The following is a 25657-nucleotide window of genomic DNA, read 5'->3' on the forward strand; positions in this document are numbered from 1 at the left end:
AAGCAAATTTTCCTGTACTTCCATCGCTGGCCACGATCCGTCGCAAGGGGGCTTCCCGGTGTCCACGGTGCATCCATAGGATATTACAGCACATTCAATATGTTACATAACTCCCCTCGCGAAAGGGAAATACCGCCCGGCGTCAAGCCGGAATGACTTGCCGTATTGTGGAAATTCAGGTATCTATTCCATAAATCGGAAATAAGAGGCTCAATGTCGCTATCGGCCACCCCATTGGCGCGCTATGTGCGCATCCTCGAAGTCCTGGTGTCCTGCCCGCAGGGCCTGACCCTGACCCAGATCGCGCAGACCGTGGGGCTTCAGGCCAGCAGCGCCCATCGCCTCGTCAACGCGCTTGGAGAGATCGGGCTGGTCGAGCGCCGGGCCGACAGCAAGACCTACGCTCTCGGCGCGCGGATGGAGCGGCTCTGCCGGCTCGCGGTTGCGCCACCCTCCGTGGTCGACATGGCCGAGCCCGAGTTGCACGAACTGGTGCGCGAGTTTTCCGAGACCGCCTATCTGGCGCAGCTGAACGGGACATCGGTGGAATCGATCGCGATTGCGGTACCGCAGGACGGCGAAATGACCTATGTCCAGCCCGGACGCGTCATGCCGATCCACGCCACTGCCTCCGCCAAGGCGATCCTGGCGCATCAGAAGCCGGACTTCGTGCGCCGGCTGCTCAGCCAGCCGCTGACGCGCTACACCGACAATACCTCGACCGATCCGCAGCAGGTCATGCAGGAACTGGAGCGGATCCGCCACCAGGGCTTCGCCGTGTGCGACAACGAACTCGACCCCGGCGTGCTGAGCTTCGCGGTCCCGGTCCAGGGCGCCGACGGCACCGTGCAATACGCGATCGGCATCTCGGGGTTCTCGCAGCGCATGCACAACAAGCCAGTGAAGGAAGTCGCCGCGAGCCTGCGCCGCGCGAGCCGGACACTCGCCGCGAAGCTTCAGCAATTCCGCATGGCCTAGGCGTCGCACCGGCCCGCCGTCCGCGGCGGCATCCCGGTACCAGGCCAGCGCAATGATTGACCGCAACGGAGGACAGTCATGTCGCAAGCAGGCAGCATCGGACGGCAACCGGCGCAGGGCGCGAGCGTGGCATGGAGCGCCCGATCACCCGCCGGATTGTCCGTGGGCGCGATCGGGGAGGATCGCGATGCATGAGTCACAGCTTTCAAGGGGGTTGACCGCAGATCCGATCGACGCCCTGCTCGCGGATACGCGCGAAGGCGTGCTCGCGGTGATCGTCGGCGTCGAGGGGCCGTCCTACCGGCCGCTCGGCGCAGTGATGACGGTGTTCGCCGACGCGCAGCGCGTCGGCTCCCTGTCATCGGGCTGTATCGAGCGAGACATCGCTCTGCATGCCGTCGAGGCACTTGCCGGCGGACGGCCGCGCTCCATCCGCTACGGACGCGGCTCACCCTTCATCGACATCAGGCTGCCGTGCGGCGGCGGCCTCGACATCCTGCTGGTGCCCCGCCCGGATCGCGAGATCCTCGGTCAGCTTGCCGATCGGCGCAATGCCAGGCTACCGGTGACGCTGGCCATCGACACCGAAAGCGGTGCGCTGGCGCTCGCCGAGGACACGCAGACCGGGGCTGCGGGCGCCATGTTCAACATCCGCTTTCTGCCCGAGATCAAGTTCCTCATCTTCGGAAAGGGCCCCGAAGCGGGAACTTTTGCCGCGCTGGTTCGGGCGGCAGGATTTCCCAGTATCCTCCTCTCGCCCGACACGGAGACGCTCGACCATGGCGCTCAAGCCGGCTGCGAGACGCGCCACCTGCACCGGCCCGGATTTCCCGCCGACCTCGCGGTCGATCCGCGCACTGCGATCGTGCTGTTCTTTCACGATCATGACTGGGAACCACCGATCTTGGCCGAAGCGCTGTCGCGCCCGGCATTCTACATCGGCGCCCAAGGCAGCATGAAGGCACGAGAGGTTCGGATGCTGGAATTGGCGGCGCTTGGGCTGGACGACGAGACGCTGGCACGCGTGCGCGGGCCGATCGGATTGCTGCCCTCCGCTCGCGACGCGCGGACGCTTGCCATATCCGTCCTGGCGGAGGCGCTCGACATTGCGAACCGTGCCGCCTCGCAAGGCCGGGACCGGCAGTCGGAGCCGGCAGTTTCACCGAATACAGGCCCAAACCACTGACGGAGCGGTTCGGGAGCATGGTTCGGTGCGTGGTCGGCGCGGTGGCCGCCAACATGATGCCGGTTCAATGCATTTCCGGTGTGCCCATATCGTTGGCATGCGCGACACGATCGGCATCAGTCCTGGTCACGGCATCGCGGCAACAGCGTCCCATGCGGATCTCGAACGCCCGCGATCAGGCAGGCGGCAATTTGGAACCTGCATCTTCAGCCGGCGTGAAGCAACGGAACATCGGAGGGGAAGTCGGTGCCATCCGTCCCCATCCGGTGCAGGATCGCGGCGATGCGCCGTGCCAACGCAACCAACACGAGCTTGGCACCACGGCGGCGCGACGATCCGGCTTGGTCGACATGGCCTTCGTCCGGATTCCCGTCCGAGCGACCCGGCGCGATCCTCTTAGGCGGGGCCGAAGCGGTGCCAAGGAAACACGTTCTTTCGGCTGGTCGGCACTCCGTGGAATCATGGTGCATGCAGGAGCGGGCACATATGTAACGGAGAGAAAGCCATGATCCGCACAAGCCAGGACTATCGCAACGCGATCCGGACCCCTCGGGAAGTCTACGTCGATGGCGAACGGGTCGATGACGTGACCTCGCATCCGGCCTTCGCGCCGCTCGTCGATCTGCGCGCGCATATCTACGACTTGCAGAACGACCCGGACCACCGCGACGTACTGACCAGGACGGTGAACGGGCAAACCTCTACAGTTGCCGGCGCGCTGCCGTACTCGCAGGCGGACTGGTGGGCAAAGCGTCGCGCGACCGACCGCGTGCTCGCGCAGGTCGGCGGCATCGCCACACGCGTTGGCGACGAAACGATCGGTGAATTCTGGTCGCTCCATGATTGCCGGGACGCGCTCGTGGACATCGACCCGCAATTCGCCCGTAACATCGACGCGCATGTCGTGGCTTCGCGCCATGACGATCTCTTCCGAATCTCGGCCAACACCGACGCCAAGGGCGATCGCTCGCGCCCGCCGCAAGAACAAGATCCGGACATGCTGTTGCGCGTCGTGCGTGAAACCGACGCGGGGATCATCGTGCGCGGCGCGAAGTTCGAGACCGGCGCGCCCTATGCCGACCTGGCCTATACGAAGCCGAATGCCGCCAATTGGGGGGACGCTCTGCCCGAGGAATACGCCGTCGGTTTCGTCAGCGACCTGAACGCGCCGGGATTGAAATTCATCTGCCGGTCCGGCTTTGCCCGACCGGACACAGAGCGCGATTATCCTCTGTCGAACAGGTTCGACGAGATCGAGGCACTGGTCGTATTTGATGACGTTCTGATCCCCTGGGAGAACGTCTTGTTCCACCGCCAGCCGCGGGCGGCGACGCTGATCCGCGCCACGCTGCACCGCTATTCGGCCTTCGCCTTCGTCCACCGCATCCTGGTCTTCGCCGACATGCTGATTGGCGCGGCGCTCCTGAACTGCCGGCAGACCGGGCTCGACCGCAAGCAGGGCGTCCGCGACAAGCTGGTCAAGCTGGCGGTCTGGCGCGAAGGCATCCATGCCCATCTGACAGCTTCCATCGCGCTTGGCGAGAAATCGCCCGCCGGGCTGATGATGCCGAACCAGTCCCTGCTCTACGCCGGTCGGGTGTTGGCGGTGTCGCAGCTGCACGAGATGATGCATGTGACCCGCGAGCTGTGCGGCGGGCAATTGTCCCTCACACCGAGCGCCGCGTCATTCCAGGCGACGGAGACCGGTGACTGGCTTCGGAAATACTACACCGTGAACAAGGACTGGAGCGCCGAGGACCGTCGCAAGCTGATGGCCTTCGCCCGCGACCTGGTAAGTTCCGACTATGCCGGGCACCGGCTGGCTTTCCAGCTCTTCGGCCAGTCGCCGCCGCACGCGCATCTGGCCTCGGTCTACCATCATTTCGATTGGGACGGACCGCTCGCCCTCGTGCGGGATGCCGCCGGACTTGAAAGCACGGCACAGGGCGCGGGAAGCGGGTCGCCGAACGGCGGAACCTACGGCGACTGGTATGCGCCGGAGACGCCGAATCGCCGGCGGGCGTTGGCAGATATCGACAAGATCGAGGAAAACTTGCCGTAGCACTGCGTTTCCGCCAATGATCGAGCGGCGCGCCCGGCTGACCGTCCGTGGCCCGGGCGCATGCTCCGCAGTCCGTCGCGGAAGCATTATTGAGACTGGGGTAATGGATGCCACTTCGCTACACGCTGCGGCAGCTGGAATACTTCGTGGCCGTCGGAGAGACCGGCAGCATCGCCGCAGCATCGCAGCAGGTGAACGTGTCCTCGCCGTCGATCTCGGCCTCGGTTTCGCAGCTTGAAGAAGAGTTGGGCGTGAAGCTCTTCGTGCGCCACCATGCCCAGGGCCTGACCCCGACGCTGGCCGGCCGCAAGCTTCTCGATCATGCAGCGACGGTGCTGCGCGAGGCGGCTGCCTTGCGCGATCTGGCCGGCGACCTCTCGGGGTCGGTGCGCGGGCCGCTGGCGGTCGGCTGCCTGAGCACTTTTGCCCAGATGGTCCTGCCGGGCCTCAGGCGCAGCTTCGTGGAACAGTACAGCGACGTCCGCATCAGCCAGATCGAGGCCGACCAGTCCACGCTTTTCGGCCTGTTGCGGCAGGCCAAGATCGACCTCGCCCTGACCTATGACCTCGACCTGCCGCGCGACCTCTCCTTCGTTCCGATCCTCGAACTGCCGCCCCTTGTCGCGCTGAGCGAGACGCACCCACTGGCGCATCTGCCCGCGGTCTCTGTCGAGGAACTTGCCCCCTACCCAATGGTGCTTCTCGATCTGCCGCTCAGCGCGGACTATTTCCTGTCATTCTTCAATGCCGCGGGACTGCGTGCGAACATCACCGAACGCACCCGCGACATGGCGGTGATGCGCGGCCTCGTCGCAAATGGCTTTGGCTATTCCATCGTCAATGTCCGCCCGCTGCACGACCTCGCCCCGGATGGCAAGCCGCTGCGGTTCGTTCCGCTGACCGGCGATCAGCGGTCGATGAAAATGGGTATTCTCATGGGCTCGGGTTCGGACCACACGCAACTGCACAAGGCGTTTCTGGCCCATGCGCAGAACTGGATCGAAAGCCGCGCCGACCGGCTTCTGGGCGCGCGCTGACGGTCAGGCGAGCCCGGCCAATACCCGGTCCATCATCCGGTCGCAGGCGGCCAGTTGCGCGACCTCCAGATATTCGTCCGCCTTGTGGCCCTGACCTTCCATGTCGCCCGGCCCGCAGACCACGGTCGGAATGCCGAGCCCCCCGAAGAACCCCGCTTCGGTTCCGAATGCCACCTTCACCCGCGCGTCCGAGCCGCAAAGTCCTTCCACCTGCCGCACGGCGTCCTCATCCCGACCGATGTCCAGACCGGGATAGGTGTTGGTCAATACAATCTCGATGCCCGCAGCCGGATCGCGGCGGCGCCATATACTCGACAGCGCCTCGATCTCGCCCGCCAGCCGCATCTGGAAATCGGACAGGCTGTCCGCCGCAAGATGGCGGAATTCGAACTCGATCTCGGCGCGGTCCGGCACGATGTTCAGCGCCGTGCCGCCCTGTAACCGCCCGGCATGAACGGTGGAATAAGGGATGGCGTAGGCGGCATCCTGTACGGTCGAGACCGCAAAATCGTCCTGCATTCGACGCAGGATTGAAAGCACGTCCCCGGCCATGTGCAATGCGTTCACGAAGCGCGGCGCCAGCGCCGAATGACCCGCCGTGCCACGGCAAATGGCGCGAAACGCTGCCTTGCCCTTGTGTCCGATCGCCGGTTGCATGGACGTGGGTTCGCCGACGATGCAGAGATCGGGACGCCAGCCAAGCCGCTTGAAGCCGGGGAGCATCTTTGCGATGCCCTGACAGCCGACCTCTTCGTCGTAGGAGATCGCCAGCATCAACGGCTGGTCCGGCACCGCTTTTCCCGCGCGCTCCGCCAGCGACAGCATCGCGGCGAGATAGCCCTTCATGTCGGTCGTGCCGCGTCCGTAGAGCCTGCCACCCTCGCGCGTCAGTTCGAAGGGCGGACGGGTCCAGTTCTGGCCTTCGACCGGCACCACGTCGCTATGCGCCGAAAGGAGCACGCCGCCCGGGCCGTCGCCGCCGATCCGCGCGACCAGTCCGCTTTTCGGCAATGCCGGATCGGGAATCCGCTGCATCTCGAACCCGGACGCCTCCAGCACGCTCTCGGCATAGTCGATCAACGTAAGATTGCTCTCGGCGCTGACGGTGGGAAAGGCGATCAGGCGTTCGAGGATCTCGAGCGTACGCGGATTCGGGGCTGCGCTGCTCATTCAACGGCCAGCTCGGTGATCTCGCGCCGGAAGGGCAGCGCGTCGCCGTTCCCCTCGCCGTCCAGGTCGCGGGAATAGAGGTGGTCGCCGTCGGCCCAGTCGTCCTGGCGGGTGTGGTCGAGCATCGTCTGTCTTCCCGTCGTCACTCGTCGCCCGGAACGCCATAGGATGGCGCCGCGCGCGGGTCGAGGGCGCGCTGGATGTAGGCCTCTAGTTGCGGCTTGTAGATGTCCCACGCCGTGGCGATGTTCTCGATCGGGCAGCCTTCGGTCCAGTCGCAGCGCAGATCGGCGACGGGCCAGGCGACCTCGTCCACGATCTTCATGCCGGCCGAATGGACCGGTCCTGCCTCTCCGCCCGCCGCGAGCCCCGCGCGCATCGCCGCGAGAAGCCGGTCGCCGAGATGGCCGGTCGAGGCGAGAAACCCGTCCACGATCGCCTGCGGCACGTCTTCGTTGGCCAGAAGGTTGCCGCCCGAGGCGACGTTTTGGCCCTGCGCCTGGGTCCAGATGCCGAGCGAGTTCGGCCCGGAATGGATCGCGGTCCGTCCCTCCCTGTCCACTGCCAGCACCTGCCGGTACTCGATAAACTTGCCGCGCTTCTTCACCTCCGCGACCGCGTCGGAGGCGCTCATCCCCGCTTCCATGAGATCGAGCGCGAGCGGCCCCAGCGACGGGTCAGTGACATTCTGCGACGCGACCGCCCCGACCCCGGCTCGGGCATAGGAACAGCGGGCCGCGACCGCGGGCGAGGACGACGAGATGGCGACACCGAACATGCCGGTTTCCGCGCAACGGGCGACAAGCGAGAAAGTCATGGGCCTACTCCGGAATGACGGCGGTGCCGTCGATCTCGACCAGCCATTCCGGACGGGCCAGCGCCTGCACGACCAGCCCGGTCGAGACCGGATGCACACCCTTGATGTATTCGCCCATGGTCCGGTAGACCGCCTCGCGGTGGCGCACGTCGGTCAGGTAGACCACAACCTTGACCAGATGCTCCATGCCGCCGCCGGCCTCCTCGATCAGCTGCCTGATGTTCTGCATGACCTTATGGGTCTGCTCGACCGGATCGTGGCTGTCGATGTTCTTCGCGTCGTCGAGGTTCTGCGGGCACTGGCCACGCAGCCAGACGATCTTGCCGCCCTGCGTCACGACCGCCTGGCAGAGATCGTTGTCGAGCTTCTGTTCGGGATAGGTGTCCTTGGTGTTGAACTTGCGGATGCGGGTATGGGCCATTGGGTTGATCCTTGATCTATTCGGCGGCAGCGATGATTGCGGCTTCGCCGTCGTATTGAAGATAGGCACGCTGGATGGCGATCTGGTCGGCGATGTGCTTGGCGTCATGCCAGACACCCCAAAGGAAGGACGAGCCGCGCCGCGACTGCCAGGGAAGGCCGAGAAAGTACACATCCGGAGCCGCCGCCACGCCACGCTGGTGAATCGGCGCGCCGCGCTCGTTGAAGGTGTCGACCTTGAGCCAGTTGAAATCCTGCCGGAACCCGGTGGCCCAGATGATCGTGGCCACTCCTTCCTTGGCGAGGTCGATCGAGGACAGCGGATTGGTCAGGCAAGCCGGATCGGGGAACGCCTCGCGCGCGCCGGGCTCCTCCGACAGCGCAAGGCCGGTGCGGGCGACATAAGCATCGGCCATGTCGAGAAGTTCACGGTAGTTCGCATCGCCCGCCGCGACGTTGGTCCGAAGATCGTCGGCAAAGCCGAGCACGCCGTCCGCGTAGCCCTTGGTCAGCCCGGTCAGGATCACGCCCTCGCCGGCCAGCCGGCGGAAGTCCATGGTGCGCCCGCCATAGGCGCCGCTGACCGAAATCGTCACATGCTCGGTCCCCGGCACCGGCGCCGCCTTGTCCCAGAGGCCGAGCACGCCCAGCCACCAGACGAAATCGCGACCCCGGTAGCGGCGCGGCGGGCGGTCATGCGGGCCGACCGACAGGAACACCTTGCGCCCCGCCCGGTTCAACTCGTCGGCGATCTGCGCACCGGATGAACCCGCACCGACGACCATGACGGCCCCCTCGGGCAGTTGATCGGGGTTCTTGTAGTGATAGGAATGGATCTGCTCGACAGCCGCGGTCTCGGGGATGATGGGCGGGATCACCGGATGCTGGAAAGCGCCCGTCGCCGCGACGATGCGGCGGGCCTCAATTTCGCCCTTGCTGGTCTTGACCATAAAACCGCCCCGTTCGGGTAGCCGCGTGGCCTCGGTCACTTCCACCCCTTCGCGGATCGGCGCCTTTATCATTGCGGCATAGTCCACGAGGTATCGTGCCATGCGGTCCTTCGATACGAACTCGTCGGGGCTGCTATCCTCGAAACCCAGGTTTGGGAACCGATCATGCCAGGCGGGACCGTTCGCCACCAGCGCATCCCAGCGACCCGTGCGCCACGCCTCGGCGATGCGATTCTTCTCAAGCACAAGGTGCGGCACGCCGGCCTTGCCCAGATGCTCGCTCATGGCGATGCCGGCCTGGCCTCCCCCGATGATCAGCGTATCAGTCCGTTCCACAGGCATTTCAGCGCACCCCTTCTTGGTCACACGGTGGTTCGCGGCCGCCAAGGGGCCGTGCCGGGAGGTCTAGACGGCCACAGAGAAACTGAAAATTACGATTTCTTGCAGCATTGGTTAGGTTGTCCCTAAACCCTGGCCAGGGCTCCGCGATCCTGTAACGCAAACCGCGTTTCACCCAAGCCCCCATCAACCAGTCCCGGTTGACCGGGGGTTCGCCGAAACGCCGGATAGATTTTCCCATAGCATAAGCTCAAAAAAGGTTTCTTTAGGCCTCTTTCGATTTGCGCCAGACAGGCGACGACGCCGCGCCATTGCCAGAGGATTCACTATGCTGACGGACAATCGAGAGATCGCCTCCAACGCCGAAACCGCGTTGCGCACGGAGACCGATTCGCTTGGGTCGATGGCGTTGCCGAAACAGTCAGTCCACGGGATTCATACGGCCCGCGCCTTGCTGAACTTTCCGATAACCGGCGTACCGCTCGGGCATTTCCCGGATCTGGTCATCGCGCTCGCCATGGTCAAGAAGGCGGCCGCCCTGGCCAACCGCGATCTGGGCGCGCTTCCCGACCCGACGGCCGGACCGATCATCGAGGTCTGCGACGAGATCATCGCCGGCCGGCATCACGAGCATTTCGTGGTCGACATGATCCAGGGCGGCGCCGGCACGTCGACCAATATGAATGCCAACGAGGTGATCGCCAATCTGGCGCTTGTCCGCATGGGCCATGCTTTCGGCGACTACGCGCATCTGCATCCCAATGACCATGTTAATCGTTCGCAATCCACCAATGACGTCTACCCGACGGCCCTGCGCCTGGCCACGCTTCGCGCCTGTGCCCCCCTGCGGCGAGAGCAGGAGCGGCTAAGCGCGGCATTTGCCGAACGCGCACGGGCCTTTGCGGATATCCTCAAGGTCGGCCGGACCCAGTTGCAGGACGCCGTTCCGATCACGCTGGGCATGGAGTTCGCGGCCTTTGCCGAGACGATCGACGAGGATATCGACCGTGTCCATCAGCTTTCGGATCTGCTGAAGGAGGTCAATCTCGGCGGCACCGCCGTGGGCACGGGCGTCAACACGCCCCAGGGATACGCTGCGCTGGCGGTAAAGCACCTGTCGGACGTCTCGGGATATGACCTGATAGAAGCCCGCAACCGGATCGAGGCGTCCTCCGATCTGGGCGCCTTCGTGATGTTTTCCAGCGCGCTGAAGAGAATTGCGGTCAAGATATCAAAGATCTGCAATGATCTGCGTCTGCTCAGCAGCGGCCCGCGCGCGGGTCTGGGAGAAATTCACCTGCCGGCGGTCCAGGCGGGATCTTCGATCATGCCCGGCAAGGTCAACCCGGTGATCCCCGAAATGGTCAACCAGGTGGCCTACCAGGTGATCGGCAACGACCTCACCGTTACCCTGGCCGCCGAGGCGGGACAGCTTCAGCTGAACGCGATGGAACCGGTGCTGATCTTCAACGTGCTCCAGTCGATACGCATGCTGACGCACGCATTCGAGGTGCTGACCGACCGTTGCATAAGCGGGATCGAAGCGGATGCCGCGCGCTGCGAGGAACTGCTGGCCGGCAGCTTTGTTCTGGCAACCGCGCTGGTGCCGTTCGTCGGCTACGAGAAGGCCGCGATGATTGCCAAACTGGCACGTAGCAGCGGGCGGAGCATCGCCGAGGTTGCCGTGGAGAGCGGCGTTCTCAGCGCCGAGGACATCGTTCGGACCCTGACCCCGGCCAACATGCTCGGTGGGCCGACTGCGGCCCCGCCGACACTCACCAAATCCTGAGAACAATAGGGAGATTGCCAGCCATGAAGGTATTGGTGCCTGTGAAGCGGGTGATTGACTACAACGTGAAGGTTCGCGTGAAGGCGGACGGCACGGGTGTCGATCTTGCCAACGTGAAGATGTCGATGAACCCGTTCGACGAGATCGCGGTGGAAGAGGCGATCCGGATCAAGGAGCGCGGCGAGGCCGAGGAGATCGTCGTGGTGTCGATCGGCGTGAAGCAGGCGCAGGAGACGCTGCGCACGGCTCTGGCGATGGGCGCGGACCGGGCGATCCTGATCGAGGCGGCCTCGGACGTGCATACCGATATCGAGCCCCTGGCGGTGGCGAAACTCTTGAAAGCCGTGGTCGACGAAGAGAAGCCCGGCCTTGTGATCTGCGGCAAGCAGGCGATCGACAACGACATGAACGCCACCGGCCAGATGCTGTCCGCTCTGCTCGGCTGGAGCCAGGCCGCCTTCGCTTCGGAGCTGAAGCTCGAGGGCGCGAGCGCGGTGGTGACGCGCGAGGTCGACGGCGGCCTGCAGACGATCAAGGTCAAGATGCCGGCGATCGTGACGGTGGACCTGCGGCTGAACGAGCCGCGCTATGCGTCCCTGCCGAACATCATGAAGGCGAAGAAGAAGCCGCTGGAGGAAAAGACCGCCGCCGATTACGGCGTCGATGTCACGCCGCGCCTGACGGTGGTGAAGACGGCGGAGCCGGCGGGCCGCAAGGCGGGCGTGAAGGTGGGATCGGTGGACGAGCTGATCGCGAAACTCAAAGACGAAGCGGGGGTGATCTGATGGCTGTTCTTCTGCTGGGGGAAGTGACCGACGGGCATCTGTCGGTCGATGCGACCGCGAAGGCGGTGACGGCGGCGGCGAAGATGGGCGAGGTGACGGTGCTTTGCGCCGGGGCCAAGGCCAGCGCGGCGGCGGCGGACGCGGCGAAGATCGCCGGCGTGAAGAAGGTGCTCTGCGCCGAGGACCCCTCGCTCGGCCACCGGCTCGCCGAACCGACGGCGGCGCTGATCGTCAGCCTCGCGGGCGATTACAGCCACATCGTCGCCCCGGCGACGACGGATGCCAAGAACGTGCTGCCGCGGGTGGCGGCGCTTCTCGACGTGATGGTGATCTCGGATGTCTCGGGCGTCGTCGATGCCGAGACCTTCGAACGGCCGATCTATGCCGGCAACGCGATCCAGACGGTGAAGTCGGGCGACAAGGTGAAGGTCGTGTCGATCCGCACCTCGACCTTCGAGCCGGCCGCGACGGGCGGCTCGGCGCCGATCGAGACGATCGGGGCGGCGGCCAATCCGGGGCTGTCGGAATGGGTCGAGGACAAGGTCGCCGCGAGCGACCGTCCGGAGCTGACCTCGGCGGGGATCGTCGTCTCGGGCGGCCGCGGCGTCGGCTCGGAAGAGAACTTCGCGCTGATCGAGAAGCTCGCCGACAAGCTCGGCGCGGCCGTGGGCGCCTCGCGCGCGGCGGTGGATTCCGGCTACGCGCCGAACGACTGGCAGGTCGGCCAGACCGGCAAGGTCGTGGCGCCGGCGCTCTACGTCGCCATCGGCATCTCGGGCGCGATCCAGCACCTCGCGGGGATGAAGGACAGCAAGGTCATCGTCGCCATCAACAAGGACGAAGAGGCCCCGATCTTCCAGGTCGCCGATTACGGCCTCGTCGGCGACCTCTTCGCCCTGGTCCCGGAACTCACCGAAAAACTCTGAGGCGCGGCAACAGCAAGATAGCAAGGCCCGCCCGACGGCGGGCCTTGCTATCTTGTACACCCTTGCGCTCAACCGAGGGTGGCCACTCTGGGTTTCATTGCGCGTGAACGGAATCTAGTGAAAATATGCCACAGCTTGAAGAACTCGAGCGGCGAGCGGTTGTGAAGATGTCGCCTCGACGGTTGCCGACGTTGCGGCAAAGAGCGGCTCCTGGTTCATCTGAGCGGAACCTCTTTCTACGATTCGCTCAGCATCGCCGAGTGAATATGCAAGATTGAAATCCACGCCATGTAAGCCGCGGAAAGCAAAAGCATGATAGGATAAAATCTTTGGCTGGAACCCATCCGGTTTCCTTCTCCGATGGCGGAAGCCTTACACGCACTTGGTAGATTTCCGCGCAGTCTTGTACCAGAAGATATTCTTGCGTGTACAGATAGAGTGCTGTGCCCCCCGAGGCTCATCCAGCCGCTACCGGAGTCCGAGGGTGAATTTGGCGCAGTTGCGCCGAGGGAGCAATGGACGAGCTGCGCAACGGTTCAGTTGCGTGGAGCCAGTCGCCCATTGCGATAAGGTGGGCAGCGTAATCCGCCGGCGTTTGATAGCCGAGGGCTGAGTGTGGTCGGGTCTCCTTGTACACCGCGACACAACTGAGCGGGCGTGATCGAGGCTGAAAAACAGCGTTTCGTTCAAGGGTTCGTCCAGCATCTTGGGATTGAACGCCTCACAGATGCCGTTCTGCATCGGTTTGCCCAACGCGCCGCGTCTCAGATTTAACGGCAACACGACACCTACTAATCCGCGCTCTCAGCGCAACCGGGAAAGTCGCGAGGGGCGGCCATGTAACGAGCTCGGGCTCTCAGCCCAATGTCTATCGACGGCCTGCTCGCACCTTCGTGCTCCTCGTGCCCCGCGTTCCAGATGGGCACACCATAAGGCCGTTTCGGTCACGTCCGTAAAGGTTCTCTAATCGCCTTCGTCAAGTGCTGATCTCTGGCGTCATCCTGCGTGCCGGGCTTTGAGGTTCTCTCCGCGGTCGCTGCATGGGGCCGCAGGTTTGCGTTCAGGGTCAGGTGGATCGAAGTGGTGTGTGCGGTCGATGCCGCATCGCACGGACCGATCTCACCCTCGCCGCGCGTCCCGGATGGACGCATTCGTTGGCGCTCGGGAGCAGCGTCAGGGCTTTTCTGTCGGGCCATCGGCGCCTCCCGGAAGGGGGTGTGTTCATGGCTGATGTTGATGCTGCGCTCGTGCGGGAGGTCCGGCGCCGCGGTCGGGCGAGCTTTCGAAGGCGGTGATGAATGGGGGCATCGGATTTTCCCTCTGGTGCGCGCAAGACCCGCGCGTGTCGAGTCAGTCAGCGGCCGCAGCGGCCTCGAGCGCCGCGATGTCGATCTTTCCCATCGTCATCATCGCGTCGAAGGCGCGTTTGGCCTTGGCGCCGTCCGATCCTGTTGTCAGCTCCAGCAGAAGCCTCGGCGTGATCTGCCAGGAATGCCCCCAGCGATCCTTGCACCAGCCGCAGGCGCTCTCTTGGCCGCCATTGGCGACGATGGCATTCCAGTAGCGGTCGGTCTCTTCCTGGTCATCGGTGATCACCATGAAGGAGACGGACTCGTTCGGCGTGAAGATCGGGCCACCGTTGAGGCCAACGAACTTGCGGCCGAGCACGGTGAATTCCACGGTCAGTTCATCGCCTTCCTTGCCACCCGGATAGTCAGACGCGGCCTTGTTCACCTTGTCGACGTGACTGTCGGGAAAGGTCGCGGCGTAGAACTCAGCCGCTTTGGACGCTTCGCCGTGGTCGTACCACAGGCAATTCACGAGATCAGTCATGTCATTTCTCCCTTGTTGATGAATCATGGGCCGGTAGCCGCTGCAGCAGGCGGAACGTGGTGTATCGGCTTCCGGTTCTCATCGTGTCTGTTTACAGGACGCACGTGCCGCCCGCATCCCGACCATGCAGTCGGACCTTTCTTGGCGCCGCGCCAAAGCGGAGCATCTTGCTCATATCAGCCGCGCCTCGCGCGAAGCGTTTTCCAGTCGACCCGCCAGCCGAGCGCGAGGCTGGAACCCGGTCCGTGAACAGCGGCGAACAGCAGGCCGGCGATGAAAGTGAAGTGATCGACGAAGAAGCCGAACTCCATCGGGTTTTCTTCCCACCGGGCCAGGCCGTGGAATGCCAAGGCCAGGAACAGGACATAGGCCACCGAGGCTGCGGCCGCTTCGCTGAAGAATGCGCCGGTGAAGAATGCAAGGGCAAGACCAAGTTCGAAGAAGGCTGCGACCCATGCGAAGAAGAGCGGGGCCGGGAAACTGATCGAGGCGATGTAACCGGCCGTCGCGCCCATATCCGCGAACTTGAAACATGAACCGCCCCGGTTTTGCCGGAGGCTCCAACTCCTGAGTAGGATGGAGCATCCTGAGCAAGACCACGAACAAGTTTTCCCCTGAAGTCCGCGAACGCGCCGTGCGGATGGTTCTCGACGGCGAAGGGCAGCGCGGCTCCCGCTGGCAGGCGATCACGTCGATCGCAGCGAAGCTCGGATGTTCGGCGAACACGCTGAACGACTGGGTCAAGAGGGCCGAGGTCGACAGCGGGAGGCGCGCAGGCATCCCGAGCAACATGGCCGAACGGATGAAGGCGCTGGAACGGGAGAACCGGGAGCTCCGGCAGGCGAAGGAGATCCTGCGCAAGGCGAGCGCGTATTTTGCGATGGCGAAGCTCGACCGCCGATCGAAGTGATGGTGGATTTTGTTGAAGCGCACAGGGATGCGCACGGGGTCGAGCCGATCTGCGCGGTGCTGCCGATCGCCCCCTCCACCTACTATGATCACCTGGCCAAGCGCGCCGACCCGGCGCGCCTGTCGGCCCGCGCCCGCCGCGATGAGACCCTGCGGCCCGAGATCCGGCGCGTTTTCGAAGAGAACTGGCGGGTCTACGGCGTCCGGAAGGTCTGGCGGCAGCTCGTTCGGGAGGGTTTCGATGTGGCGCGTTGCACGGTGGCAAGGCTGATGAAGGACATGGGCATCCAGGGCATCATCCGCGGCAAGCCGCACAGAACGACGATCCCGGACAGATCGGCACCGTGCCCGTTGGACAAGGTGAACCGCGAGTTCCGGGTTCCGGCCCCGAACATGCTCTGGGTCAGCGATTTCACCTATGTCGCCACTTGGAAGGGGTTCGTCTATGTCGCCTTTGTCATCGATGCCTATGCCCGCAAGATCGTCGGCTGGCGTGTCAGCACGTCAGCCCAGACCGGTTTCGTCCTTGATGCACTGGAGCAGGCTGCCCACGATCGGCGCCCCACGAACGCCATGGGCCTGGTCCACCACAGCGATCGCGGATCGCAGTATCTGTCTATTCGCTACCCGGAGCGGCTGGCCGATGCTGGCATCGAGCCCTCCGTCGGCAGCGTGGGCGACAGCCATGACAATGCCTTGGCCGAGACGATCATGGCCTCTTCAAAGCCGAAGTCATCCATCGCCGCGGCCCCTGGCGCAGCTTCGAGAGCGTCGAATATGCCACGCTGGAATGGGTGGACTGGTTCAACAACCGCCGGCTTCTCGAGCCCATCGGAAACATCCCGCCAGCAGAAGCTGAAGCCAACTTCTATGCGGCTCTGGAAACTGAAGACATGGCCGCGTAACTAACCAAAATCAGCCTCCGGCAAACCCGGGACGGTTCAGCGGCACAAGGTGCTGAAGTCCGGCACGGTCCAGTCCAGCCCGACCAGCCGCAGGAGGCTCTGCACGAATCCGGTCGTCTGCCTCGGCGGCATACCGAAGAGCACCTTCATCGTCAGGCACGTTTGGATCGCGGCGTCGCTGAAGCTTCGCTGCCGGCCACGCTTCCCGGTTGGGGGCGGTCGCCATATCATCTCGGGATCAAACCAGACCGTAAGCGACCCGCGTCGCTTCAGCGCCTCATTGTAAGCCGACCAGTTCGTGGTCTTGTACTTCGTCGGGGCCCAGCTGCTCATGCGATCCAGCTATCACACTGGATTCACGCAGTGAACCCCTCAACCGATTTCTGCAAAAAGGCCATCCCGATCGGTAGGTTGCGTTGCAGCGGAGGTTCTCGATAGGTGAAAACATCGAAATAACAGCGCTGTATTCGTTATTTGGATAAACCGGCTTCGCCTGGCGGATAGTCAGAGGCCCGTTCGTCGGCTAGCGTGGCATGACAAATGTGAAGTTTGTCCTGCTGCCGCTGCAAGTCTTGACCGTCGTGATCACATTGATCACAATGCTAAATTAAGGAATTGCGACCTGCCTGTAATGTGAATTTGACGTCCAGACCGACATTTAGAACCTACGGGTAAAGCCTTTGGTAGTGGAGTGCGTAGAGCCGCCCGATACTTCCACACGTAGGGCGCCTGAGTGTCGTGCGAACCGAGTCTGCGCAGAAAAGGAGAAGATTTGTAGGCGTGACGAGTGGCGTCGCTCGGATTCAGGTGCGGCAAAGCTTCTACCGAAGGACATCTAAGCACATCATCTTTGGAGGGACGAAAATGCACAGACTCATTACGGTCATCGCAACGCTGGCGACGGTGTCCAGTCTCGCCTCCGGCCAACAAGCCAACGCCGGCGGGACCACCGCATTTGCACATACTGCGGTGCCTTCGAGCTTGTTTGGATTGCTTCAGGACAAGGATCCGGATGCGTTCGTCATCGACGTGCAGAGCGGCCCGGATTTCTGGCAAGTCACAGGCGTTTCTGCCAACGACACGCTGAATATCCGCTCCGGGCCGGGAACGTTGAACCGGGTGATCGCCCGCGCGCCGAATGGCGCCGTTCTGCGGAACCTTGGCTGCCAGGGGTCAGGAAATTCACGCTGGTGCAGAGTCGAGACGCGCGACGGAGCCATCCGCGGCTGGGTGAAGGGCAGTTTCCTGCGCGAATACAGCGGTGGTGGTTCCTCGGGAGGAAGCAGTTCCGCAGACGTGCCGGAACTCGTCACCCGCAGCACCGGAGAGATCGAGGTGCGGTGGGGGTCGGGCTGCACGATGCTGTACAACTCTCTCGGCAATCGCATTCAGGCAGGCGGTAGTTGCACGCGGGCGCAACGTAGCCGTTCCGATGACGCCGTGACCCGTCACATGCGTGAGCAAAGTGGAAGCACGGCCGAAGGCGGCGGTGGTGGTGCGCCTTTGAAGATGAGCGGTTTGGGTCGGGTTACTCAAGGCGGTTTGCTGAGCGGCCGCATCACCTCGGGGAATGGTCGAAGCTACGCCCTGATCCTGACGGCCGTGCAGGATGGATTTACCTGTACCGGATCGTTCGACGAGGCGCCCGGCAGCCGAAGCTCGATGAGCACGATCATTCACTGCACGAACGGCGCTAGCGGCACCGCCATCCTGCACGATCAGGTTCTCACCTTTAGCGCCGGCGGCAAAGGCGGGTACGTGCACTTCTGACGAGGTCTGCACGATGTTGCCCCGCTGGCTGTTCCCTCGCCAGCGGGGCAACCCTGGACTCGAAATCGAGGATCAAGGATGGGCAATACGCCAACCTTCTCGAACGATGCCGAGCGCTTCAACTGGCTTGAACGGCCGGACGACGACTTCCCCTTTTACCGCGGTCAGCCGGTGTGGCTGTCGACCGGCGCCTGGCTGCTGGTCCTGCTCGCGGTGGCACTGGGATTTCTCGAACTATTGTACGGGCCTGGGCTGGTGTCGGCAGGCCCCGCGAGGTTCGTCGTCGTGTTCCTCTATGTCGCGATGCCGCTGGCTGTTCTGTCGCTTGTGGCTGGGCAGCACTGGCGCGCTCTGTTTCGTCCGATCCGGGCCATCGATTTCCTGTGGATGATCGGCTTTGCGATCCTTAACCTCCTTGTCACCCTGGTGACCGGGACGATCATGACCCGGCTGATCGAGACGACCGCAAACAAGGCGGTGGCCGGCGCAAGCCAACTGGCCGGGAGCGACCTGCTCCTGTTCTTCGCGCAAACCGGCGTTCAGCTGGTCGGCGAGGAAGTCATGTCGATTCTGCCGTTCCTGGCGCTGATGTACTGGCTCTGCGGTCGAGGCGGCATGAGGCGGAAACGGGCAATCATCGTCGCCGCGCTGATCGTAGCGGCGCTGTTCGCGGTCGAACACCTGCCGACGTACAACTGGAATCTGCTGCAAGCGTTGCTTGGTGTCGGCGTGGCGCGGATCGTGCTGCTTCTACCCTACATCATGACCAAGAGCCTGGCCGTCTCGGCGGGCGCGCATATTCTGAACGACTGGATGTTCTTCGGGGTGTCGATCCTCGGTTCTGCAATGGCCGCGACCAAATGAGCACGAACATAGAGCCCAAATACCAGACCTGCATTCCTGGGAAGGACAGGACTCCATGCGGAAGAAGCCCTTTTGGATGATCGGTGTCGCGGTCTACGTGACCTACCTCATCGTATTTGTCGGGACGTGGGCCGTGGTCGGCGCGGACTACACCAACCTCGTGGGCCACGAGGTCGTTTTCCGCAGCCTCGATCTCCCCCTGATCCTCGGCGCGATCGTACTGGTGCCCGCGATCAGCTGGCTCGGCTGGTGGAAAGCAATCCTGTTCGAACAAAGGGGCGCCGGGCCGGCATGGACGATGTGGGCAGTGCTGGCGGTCATGGCCTGCATGATCGCAATCGGGCTTGTTGCGACCGACTGGTCGGCGTTGACCGCAGACCACATCGCCCTGATCGCGCTGGCAGGCATTCTGGTCGGCTTCAACGAGGAGGCCCTGACGCGCGGCATACTCGTCGTGTCGCTGCGTGGCTCGTTGCGCTCGGAAGCTTGGGTCTGCGTCCTGTCGTCGTTCTTGTTCGGGCTTTTGCACCTGCCCAATGCGCTCTTCGGAATCGGATTGGCCGGGGGGGTGGTTCAGGTCGCCTTCGCCACGCTGGCGGGTTTAGGTTTTTATGCTCTGCGGCGGGTCTCCGGAACGATCCTCGTACCCATGGTCATGCATGGCGCCTGGGATTTCGCGGCCTTCACACGTCAAGCCTCTGGCACAGACGTGCCGATCGTCGCACCGATTTTCCAGTTTGGCTCCTATGTCGTTGCCTTGGTTGCAGCGATCATCTTGCTCCGCGCGGGCCGAATTCGCCAAGTCCGGGGCGACCAACTACTTTCGGAGGAGTGACACATGCCAAATCCGTCCAATCGAGATCTATCCCTTGTTCTCGTCCTGTCATTGTTTGTCCCGGTCGCAGCTTTGTCGCAGGAAACGGCCGCGGATTGTGACCCGTCAGACGATCCGACATGCGTGGTTACTGAATCGCCGCCTGAGCCTGGGCAAGACGACTCTGACAAGACGTCGTCCGATGAAGCCGAAGCGACAGAGACTACCGGATCAGATGCCCGCGACGGCGAGGTAGCTGCAGAGGCCGATGAGTCACCGCTGGAGCCTGCGGCCGCCTCTTCCGCCGAGGATGGAGGCGCGACCGCAGTCGAAGGTGAAACCGCGGAGAGCGAAACACAAGCCACCGCAGAACCGGAGGCTCAGGAGCAGAAGGAAACTGGCGAAGCGGCGGATGCCGCATCTGAGGCCCTAGATATTGAAGAACCCGAAACGATCCTTTCTGAAGACACCGGACTGACCGAAGAGGCAGCGTCCGTGGAGGCGACCGCGGCCGAGAAGCTGGCGGACAATCCTCCGGTTGCCGCGGCAGAGGGGGACGAAGGCGCGGACGACGGCCAAGTCGAAGTTACGACCATGACGGAGGAAAACACGCGCTCAAGTGAGGACGAATTCCCTTCGGCGTCGGCCGACGACGCGCTTTCGCCCCTGCAGAAGCTGCTGCTGGCCGGCATCGGCGCAGCGGTTGTCGGAGAGCTGATCGACGACAGCAGAATCGTACAGAACACCGGTGATCGCGTGGTGGTCCAACGCGCCGACGGATCTCTCTACGTTTTGAGGGATGACGACGTGCTGCTTCGGCGTCCCGGCGACGAGGTGTCGACGCGGACTTATACGGATGGATCAACGGTCTCGGAAATCACCAAATCCGACGGGTCGATCGTGCGAACGGTCAGGGACGCACGAGGGCTCGTACTTCGCAGGACCCGCGTTCTGCCATCCGGAATGGAGATCGTCCTGTTCGATGACACGTCCGAGTTCGATCCTGTCGTCGTTGAGAAGCTCCCGCTTACACGCTCGTCCAGCGTGGACTACTCGCAGGATGACGCTTCGCTGGGAGAGGCCCTAGCGGCAGACATACAGGCGGATATCGGGCGCCGGTTCTCGCTGAGACAGATCCGGAACATCCGGGCGGTGCGGGAACTTGTTCCGGTGATCGATCTCGAAACGATCACCTTCGATACGAACTCTGCCGCCATCCGGACGTCTGAGGCGCAGAAGCTGGTTCGGCTTGGCAGTGCGATGAAGGCGGCGGTCGACCAGCGGCCGTGGGAAGTCTTCCTGATCGAAGGCCACACCGACGCGGTCGGCAGCGCGGTTGCAAACCTGACGCTCTCGGACCGCCGGGCGGAGTCGCTCGCGCTCGCTCTGAGTGAGTATTCCGATATCCCGTCGGAGAACCTTGTCGTCCAGGGGTACGGCGAGCGGTATCTGAAGGTTCCGGTCGACACCGATGAACGCGCGAACCGGAGAGTGACGGTCCGAAGGATCACTCCACTGCTGGGCATGGAGATGGCGGCGAGTTCGGCCCCCGCAGTATCAGGCAACGATTCGAACATGGACGCGCCGGAACAGCTTGCTCTGTTCGGTGACGGATATCCCGGTGCCGGTGACCCGTGTACGCGCGCTGGCGAGAGCGACTTCACCCGGGATTTCCTTGACGATTCCGCTGACTTGGTCGCGTGCCCACCAAGCGTCGATGCGGACCTCTTCTCGTCCAACCTCGGTGGCCAGGAGGTCGCTGCATTCGATGGCTGGTCCCTGATCTCCATCCCCCGGCGGCCCGAATCACGAGGCGATGGCATGCCGACAATCGGGAGCCCGACCGATGTGACCGATTTCGAGGGCGCGCGTGCCGGACAGGCCGAGATGGGTCTGCAGGCACTAGGCTACGAGGCGACCCGCAGCGAGGGTCTGACCACCTACTGGTTCAACCGTGACACCGGCGCCTGCGCGCGTATCCGCACGGCGGACGGGCGCTATTCAGAAGTTACCATGCTGCCGGCACAGGACTGTTGATCATGCGGCATGCGACACTGGGGAAGGGAATGAGTGGCGCACCTGTCACATGGTTCCGGGACGAGCTCGGGATCGGCGCGGACGGCATCTTCGGGCCGAGCACCGATCGGATGCTTCGCGAGCTCCGAAAGGCGCAGGTTGCCGATGCCCATGAGCGCGCCGGCCCAAAGCCGCCACTGTCCCGGGCACGGTTCTCCGCTGGTGAGAATCGCCGATCCAGCCGTGGTTGCCAGGGCTCCTGCACTGGTTGGGAACACGTCAAATGGCTGCTTTGTAGAAAATTCTGTCTTCCGGGGAGGACCCAATGAAACCGCTCAAGCTAACAGTCGCTATCATAAGCCTTCTCTTCGGCGCTATCGTCGCTGTCTCTGCCGGCGCCCAGGAAGCCGCCAACGACGCGGCGCCCGCCACGATCGAGACTTCGCTCACCGATGCGGAACTGGCCGGCGAGGGCGTGGTTTCCGCCTACTCGAAAGCTGGGAAGACCCTGCTGGTCCTGCCCAAGGAGGCGTTCGAACGAATGTTTCTTTGGTATTCCGAGACCGTCACAGTGCCGACGGGCGTCGACGGCCACCTCTGGCTTGGCGGTTCGGTCGTACAGTTCGAACAGCACGACGAAAAGGTCTTCATCCGCAATCTGACCGCCAGCCTCGGCAATCGCATCGGCGATCGTCAGGCGCCGGAGCCCGGACAGGAGACCGGTGCCGAAATAAGCCCGATTGCAATTTCTGTGCGCCGCTCGAATGAGCCACCGGTCGCGGCCATCCTTCCGGTTGTGGCGACAGCTGAGGACGGACGTGTCCTGGTGGACGTGACCGCGCTCTTCTCCAGTGACATCGACTTCATGTCGGCACGCTCGCAGGTCGCGGCGGCGGGGTTGGTGCCCGTGCAGGTCCTGCCCGATGCATCCTACATTACCAGCGTCCGCGTCTTTCCCGAGAACTTCAACGTCCGGACGCACCTGACATTCATCGCCAAGTCGAGCGACCCGATTGCCGCGCCGCATAACATCTCCATGCGTGTCAGCCACTCACTGGTCATGCTTCCCGAGAAACCGATGGAGTCGCGCCAGTTCGATCGGAGGGTCGGTTTCTTCCGCACCGGCGCCGGTGTGACGGATCAGGACTCCACCTATACGACCTATGAAGAGTCCGGGCGCCTCGCCCAGGCGCACAGCCTCATCATGCGCTACCGGCTGGAGAAGAAGGTCCCTGACGCGGCGGTCAGTGATCCGGTGCAACCGATCGTCTTCTACATCGGCCGCGAAGTGCCCGATCGCTGGCGGCCCTATCTGAAGGCGGCCGTTGAAAGCTGGCAGCCCGTGTTCGAGGCGGCGGGCTTTTCCAACGCCATTGTCGCCCGCGATGCTCCGTCCTTCACCGACGACCCGGACTGGACGCCCGAGGATGTACGCCACAGCACCATCCGTTGGCTTGCCCGCCCGACACAGAACGCGACGGGACCGCATATCGTTGATCCGCGTTCGGGCGAGATCCTGTCGTCCCATGTCGAGGTCTGGCCGGGCGTCATCACGGTCTTCAGCCGCTACTACTACGGCGTTCATGCGTCGCTCGACAGCAATGTGACGTCGCTCCCGCTCAGCGAGGCGTATCAGGGGCGCCTTCTTCAATACGCCGTCGCCCACGAGGTTGGCCACGCCATCGGGCTCAGGCACAACCACATGGCCTCCACCGCCTACTCCGTGGAGCAACTGCGCGACCCGGCATTCGCGAACGCGCTCTCCGGAGCGACGACATCGCTCATGTCTTACGGCCGTTGGAACCAGGCCGCCCAGCCCGGCGATGGAATCACGAAGTTCATGCCCGATCCGGGCCCCTACGACTACTTCGCAATCAAGTGGGGTTATGGGGATTTCGACAACCCTGACGCGCTTTCCGCCTTCACCGACGAGGCGCAGAAGGACCGCCGGCTCCTCTGGGCCGCGGGGGAACTCGGCGGCGAGTTGGAACTCTGGAGCGCCGATCCGCGGGTCCTGATGGAAAGCACCGGTTCGGATCGCGTGGAAGCGACCCGCCTTGGCGTTGCCAACTTCGTCCGCTCGGTCGAACGTCTGGCTCAGGCCACGCAGGGCGACGACGCCGAACTGGCCGGCGCCTACGACGCGATCCAGAATTTCCACGTGATGTTTCTGGACTCGGTGACCAGGCTCATCGGCGGGGTCGAGGCCTATCCGTGGGCCACGGAAGGCCCGCACAAGAAACTGGTTCCCGCCGACCAGCAGCGCGCGGCCATCCAGTACCTCATGGGTGAGGGCGCGCGTAGTCTGAACGTCTATCTGACGCCGGACCTCGTCGACCGGATCGCAGTGTTCGGCGGCACCGAGGCCATCTCGGACTTGCAGGCATCGCTTGTGGACAAGTTGTTCGAGGTCAAGCCGAACCGGGCCTTCCCCTCCGGCATCAAGAAGTTGCCGCTGCTTCAGAACCAGAAGGCCGCCGATCCCGATGCCTATGGGCCGCTCGATTTCGCAAACGACACCTACGAGGCGATCTGGGGCGATCTTTCGATGGCGCCGAACTGGCGGCGCAGCCTGCAGCGCGCCTATCTGGACCGGCTCGCGATGATCTTCGCAGAGGAGAAGGCGATGGACCGCGCCGAGAGGGTCAAGGCCAGGCAGGACTTCGCGACCGGAGCGGGCGTGACCTATCCCTTCGCGGCGAGCATCACCGCTTCGAACGGCGAGACCGTATTTCCAGCCTGGGCGCGCGAGATGCTTCCGAATCTTGCTAAGAGACTGGACACTGCGGCGGCTCGAGCGGCCAATCCTGACGACCGATACCACTTCCTGTCGATGGCAGCCCGCGCGCGGCAACTGGTGCAGTGAGGATCGGTACAATCGAGGACAGGTAGATCCACACGGCGGCGCCAATCGTGATTACGTCCAGTCCGCTCGGCGGCACGACCCTTTATTCGATCATCAAGGAAACGGTGATCGTGCTGATAATGGAATTGCTTATCCGGAAAGGCGTGATCGCCAGTCCCTCGCGCGAAGACAGCGCACCGCCAACCTGAATTTCGGAAGGAAAACACCATGGCGCAACAGTTTCTGAACTGGGTCTTTGAGGGCCGGTCGAACAAGTGGCTTTACGCCTTCGGGTTCGTGTTCCTGATCGTGATGATGCACTACGGCGGGGCACTGTTCTTCCTTCCGATAACCCTGATGGGCGACTACACCACGTGGCCACCGGCAGTGGCCAGGCTGGCCGCGATGCTGGTCCTGCTTCCGATGCTCCTCATTCCATTCCTCTGGGTGTGGCTGGTCCACAAGCGGCCCTGGTGGAGCATCGTGGGCACCAAGCCAAGAATCGAGGCGTGGAATTTCGGGATGGGGATTCTGGCGGCGCTGATCGTCACGATTGTGACCTGGCTCTATTACGGCCTGGTGCTTGGCGTGCCGATCTCGTTCGGTGCGCCGCACTGGGCGACCTATTTGCCGGTCTTCCTGGTCGCGATTCCGAAGGTCTTCATGCAGACAACCGCGGAGGAGATCATCTTTCGCGGCTATGGCATGCAGGCGGTCCGCAGCTTCACGGCCAGCCCCGTGGCGATCGTCGTGGTCACCGCGCTGGCCTTTGCCCTGCCGCATTATCCCAACGTGCTGTTGAACGAGTGGCCCTGGTGGGGCCTGATCGCCTTCGCGCTGCCGGCATTGCTTTTCGGCTGGATGGTGTTTCGGACCGGATCGCTGTGGATGCCGATGGGCTGGCACTGGTTCAACAACTTCGCCCTGAGCGAGTTCATCAAGGTGAATGCCGGCACGGCCACGGGGCCGGCTGCCGGGACCGCCTTCATGTTCAGCGACGGACGCCCGTCGCTGGGGCAGAGCCTGGTGACGCAAGCCGTCTCTTATGTCCTGATCGCGGTGTTCATCACTTACTTGGTGGGCCGGCGCGAGGCCGCTCGAAGCGGCGGAGACAGTCAATCGGCGATCTGACCGGCTGAAATGTTTGCTGGAAAGGATGCCCGATCGCCAGCGGTCGAATGAAAGAGGACTTGATACGTGCCACTGGATTGTAACCTGAGAGATCTGGCGAGACACCGGTTG

Annotated in this window: 21 protein-coding genes, 3 pseudogenes and 1 other annotated feature; of the genes and pseudogenes, 15 read left to right on the forward strand and 9 right to left on the reverse strand. The window is 63.5% G+C overall.

Annotated features, from left to right (window positions below; translation table 11 throughout):
- The first annotated feature begins 213 nt into the window (after positions 1 to 213).
- The 4 genes from V5734_RS12270 (at position 214) to V5734_RS12285 (ending at position 5263) form a co-directional block, all read left to right on the forward strand.
- On the forward strand, positions 214 to 978 hold the full coding sequence (locus V5734_RS12270; protein WP_347309934.1) for an IclR family transcriptional regulator: 765 nt from the start codon (positions 214 to 216) through the stop codon (positions 976 to 978).
- A gap of 187 nt (positions 979 to 1165) precedes the next feature.
- Positions 1166 to 2164: an XdhC family protein gene (locus tag V5734_RS12275; RefSeq protein ID WP_347309935.1), complete on the forward strand. Its 999-nt coding sequence runs from the start codon at positions 1166 to 1168 to the stop codon at positions 2162 to 2164.
- Positions 2165 to 2669: 505 nt separating this feature from the next.
- A complete protein-coding gene (locus V5734_RS12280) occupies positions 2670 to 4226 on the forward strand; it encodes a 4-hydroxyphenylacetate 3-hydroxylase family protein (protein ID WP_347309936.1) in 1557 nt (518 codons plus the stop codon).
- A 107-nt stretch (positions 4227 to 4333) separates the two neighbouring features.
- A complete protein-coding gene (locus V5734_RS12285) occupies positions 4334 to 5263 on the forward strand; it encodes a LysR family transcriptional regulator (RefSeq protein ID WP_347309937.1) in 930 nt (309 codons plus the stop codon).
- Between the two features lie 3 nt (positions 5264 to 5266).
- Here V5734_RS12285 and argE read toward each other — a convergent pair whose 3' ends face one another.
- Genes argE through V5734_RS12310 form a run of 5 tightly spaced genes read right to left on the reverse strand, consistent with a single transcriptional unit; the run spans position 5267 to position 8962 of the window.
- Positions 5267 to 6433, reverse strand: coding sequence for an acetylornithine deacetylase (gene argE, locus V5734_RS12290; RefSeq protein ID WP_347309938.1), 1167 nt, complete (start codon positions 6431 to 6433; stop codon positions 5267 to 5269).
- Entirely contained in the window at positions 6430 to 6558 is a 129-nt protein-coding gene (locus V5734_RS12295; RefSeq protein ID WP_347309939.1) for a hypothetical protein, read from the reverse strand. Before V5734_RS12295 ends, argE begins: the two co-directional genes overlap by 4 nt.
- 17 nt (positions 6559 to 6575) lie before the next feature.
- Positions 6576 to 7250, reverse strand: coding sequence for a DUF1028 domain-containing protein (locus tag V5734_RS12300; protein WP_347309940.1), 675 nt, complete (start codon positions 7248 to 7250; stop codon positions 6576 to 6578).
- 4 nt (positions 7251 to 7254) lie between these two features.
- Positions 7255 to 7671 (reverse strand): RidA family protein, encoded by a 417-nt coding sequence (locus V5734_RS12305; protein ID WP_347309941.1) that lies wholly within the window; start codon positions 7669 to 7671, stop codon positions 7255 to 7257.
- 16 nt (positions 7672 to 7687) lie between these two features.
- Positions 7688 to 8962: a flavin-containing monooxygenase gene (locus tag V5734_RS12310; RefSeq protein ID WP_347309942.1), complete on the reverse strand. Its 1275-nt coding sequence runs from the start codon at positions 8960 to 8962 to the stop codon at positions 7688 to 7690.
- A 325-nt stretch (positions 8963 to 9287) separates the two neighbouring features.
- Between V5734_RS12310 and V5734_RS12315 the strand changes: the two genes are divergently transcribed.
- The 3 genes from V5734_RS12315 to V5734_RS12325 are packed head-to-tail and all read left to right on the forward strand — an operon-like array spanning position 9288 to position 12459.
- A complete protein-coding gene (locus tag V5734_RS12315) occupies positions 9288 to 10748 on the forward strand; it encodes an aspartate ammonia-lyase (protein ID WP_347309943.1) in 1461 nt (486 codons plus the stop codon).
- 23 nt (positions 10749 to 10771) lie between these two features.
- Positions 10772 to 11533 (forward strand): electron transfer flavoprotein subunit beta/FixA family protein, encoded by a 762-nt coding sequence (locus V5734_RS12320; protein ID WP_347309944.1) that lies wholly within the window; start codon positions 10772 to 10774, stop codon positions 11531 to 11533.
- Positions 11533 to 12459: an electron transfer flavoprotein subunit alpha/FixB family protein gene (locus V5734_RS12325; RefSeq protein ID WP_347309945.1), complete on the forward strand. Its 927-nt coding sequence runs from the start codon at positions 11533 to 11535 to the stop codon at positions 12457 to 12459. The genes V5734_RS12320 and V5734_RS12325 overlap by 1 nt, the downstream gene beginning before the upstream one ends.
- Before the next feature lie 568 nt (positions 12460 to 13027).
- Here V5734_RS12325 and V5734_RS12330 read toward each other — a convergent pair.
- The 3 genes and pseudogenes from V5734_RS12330 to V5734_RS12340 all read right to left on the reverse strand — a co-directional run.
- Positions 13028 to 13215: pseudogene (locus V5734_RS12330) on the reverse strand (integrase core domain-containing protein); the annotation flags it as partial.
- Positions 13216 to 13809: 594 nt separating this feature from the next.
- Positions 13810 to 14292, reverse strand: a complete 483-nt coding sequence (locus V5734_RS12335; protein ID WP_347309946.1) for a VOC family protein — start codon at positions 14290 to 14292, stop codon at positions 13810 to 13812.
- Between the two features lie 176 nt (positions 14293 to 14468).
- Positions 14469 to 14807 carry a DoxX family protein gene (locus V5734_RS12340; protein ID WP_347309947.1) on the reverse strand — a complete coding sequence of 113 codons (339 nt, stop codon included), beginning with the start codon at positions 14805 to 14807 and terminating at the stop codon, positions 14469 to 14471.
- A gap of 125 nt (positions 14808 to 14932) precedes the next feature.
- On the opposite strand from V5734_RS12340, the pseudogene V5734_RS12345 reads away from it, so the two are divergent.
- Positions 14933 to 16106: pseudogene (locus V5734_RS12345) on the forward strand (IS3 family transposase).
- Positions 15160 to 15276, forward strand: a sequence feature (AL1L pseudoknot). (Overlaps the previous pseudogene by 117 nt.)
- Positions 16107 to 16145: 39 nt before the next feature.
- On the opposite strand, the pseudogene V5734_RS12350 reads toward V5734_RS12345, so the two are convergent.
- Positions 16146 to 16439: pseudogene (locus tag V5734_RS12350) on the reverse strand (transposase); the annotation flags it as partial.
- A 531-nt stretch (positions 16440 to 16970) separates the two neighbouring features.
- Here V5734_RS12350 and V5734_RS12355 point away from each other — a divergent pair.
- From V5734_RS12355 to V5734_RS12385, 7 genes are all read left to right on the forward strand, one after another.
- Positions 16971 to 17876, forward strand: a complete 906-nt coding sequence (locus V5734_RS12355; protein WP_347309948.1) for an SH3 domain-containing protein — start codon at positions 16971 to 16973, stop codon at positions 17874 to 17876.
- 78 nt (positions 17877 to 17954) lie between these two features.
- Positions 17955 to 18740 (forward strand): CPBP family intramembrane glutamic endopeptidase, encoded by a 786-nt coding sequence (locus tag V5734_RS12360; protein WP_347309949.1) that lies wholly within the window; start codon positions 17955 to 17957, stop codon positions 18738 to 18740.
- A gap of 55 nt (positions 18741 to 18795) precedes the next feature.
- Positions 18796 to 19575 carry a CPBP family intramembrane glutamic endopeptidase gene (locus V5734_RS12365; protein WP_347309950.1) on the forward strand — a complete coding sequence of 260 codons (780 nt, stop codon included), beginning with the start codon at positions 18796 to 18798 and terminating at the stop codon, positions 19573 to 19575.
- A 3-nt stretch (positions 19576 to 19578) separates the two neighbouring features.
- A complete protein-coding gene (locus V5734_RS12370) occupies positions 19579 to 21591 on the forward strand; it encodes an OmpA family protein (RefSeq protein WP_347309951.1) in 2013 nt (670 codons plus the stop codon).
- Positions 21592 to 21895: 304 nt separating this feature from the next.
- Positions 21896 to 24436: a zinc-dependent metalloprotease gene (locus tag V5734_RS12375; RefSeq protein ID WP_347309952.1), complete on the forward strand. Its 2541-nt coding sequence runs from the start codon at positions 21896 to 21898 to the stop codon at positions 24434 to 24436.
- A gap of 47 nt (positions 24437 to 24483) precedes the next feature.
- Positions 24484 to 24624: a hypothetical protein gene (locus tag V5734_RS12380; RefSeq protein WP_347309953.1), complete on the forward strand. Its 141-nt coding sequence runs from the start codon at positions 24484 to 24486 to the stop codon at positions 24622 to 24624.
- Between the two features lie 19 nt (positions 24625 to 24643).
- The gene (locus V5734_RS12385; RefSeq protein ID WP_347309954.1) at positions 24644 to 25546 is read left to right on the forward strand and encodes a CPBP family intramembrane glutamic endopeptidase; all 903 of its coding nucleotides are present in this window, start codon (positions 24644 to 24646) and stop codon (positions 25544 to 25546) included.
- The last annotated feature ends 111 nt before the right edge of the window (positions 25547 to 25657 follow it).

This window comes from Defluviimonas sp. SAOS-178_SWC (assembly GCF_039830135.1).
Taxonomy (GTDB): Bacteria; Pseudomonadota; Alphaproteobacteria; order Rhodobacterales; family Rhodobacteraceae; genus Albidovulum.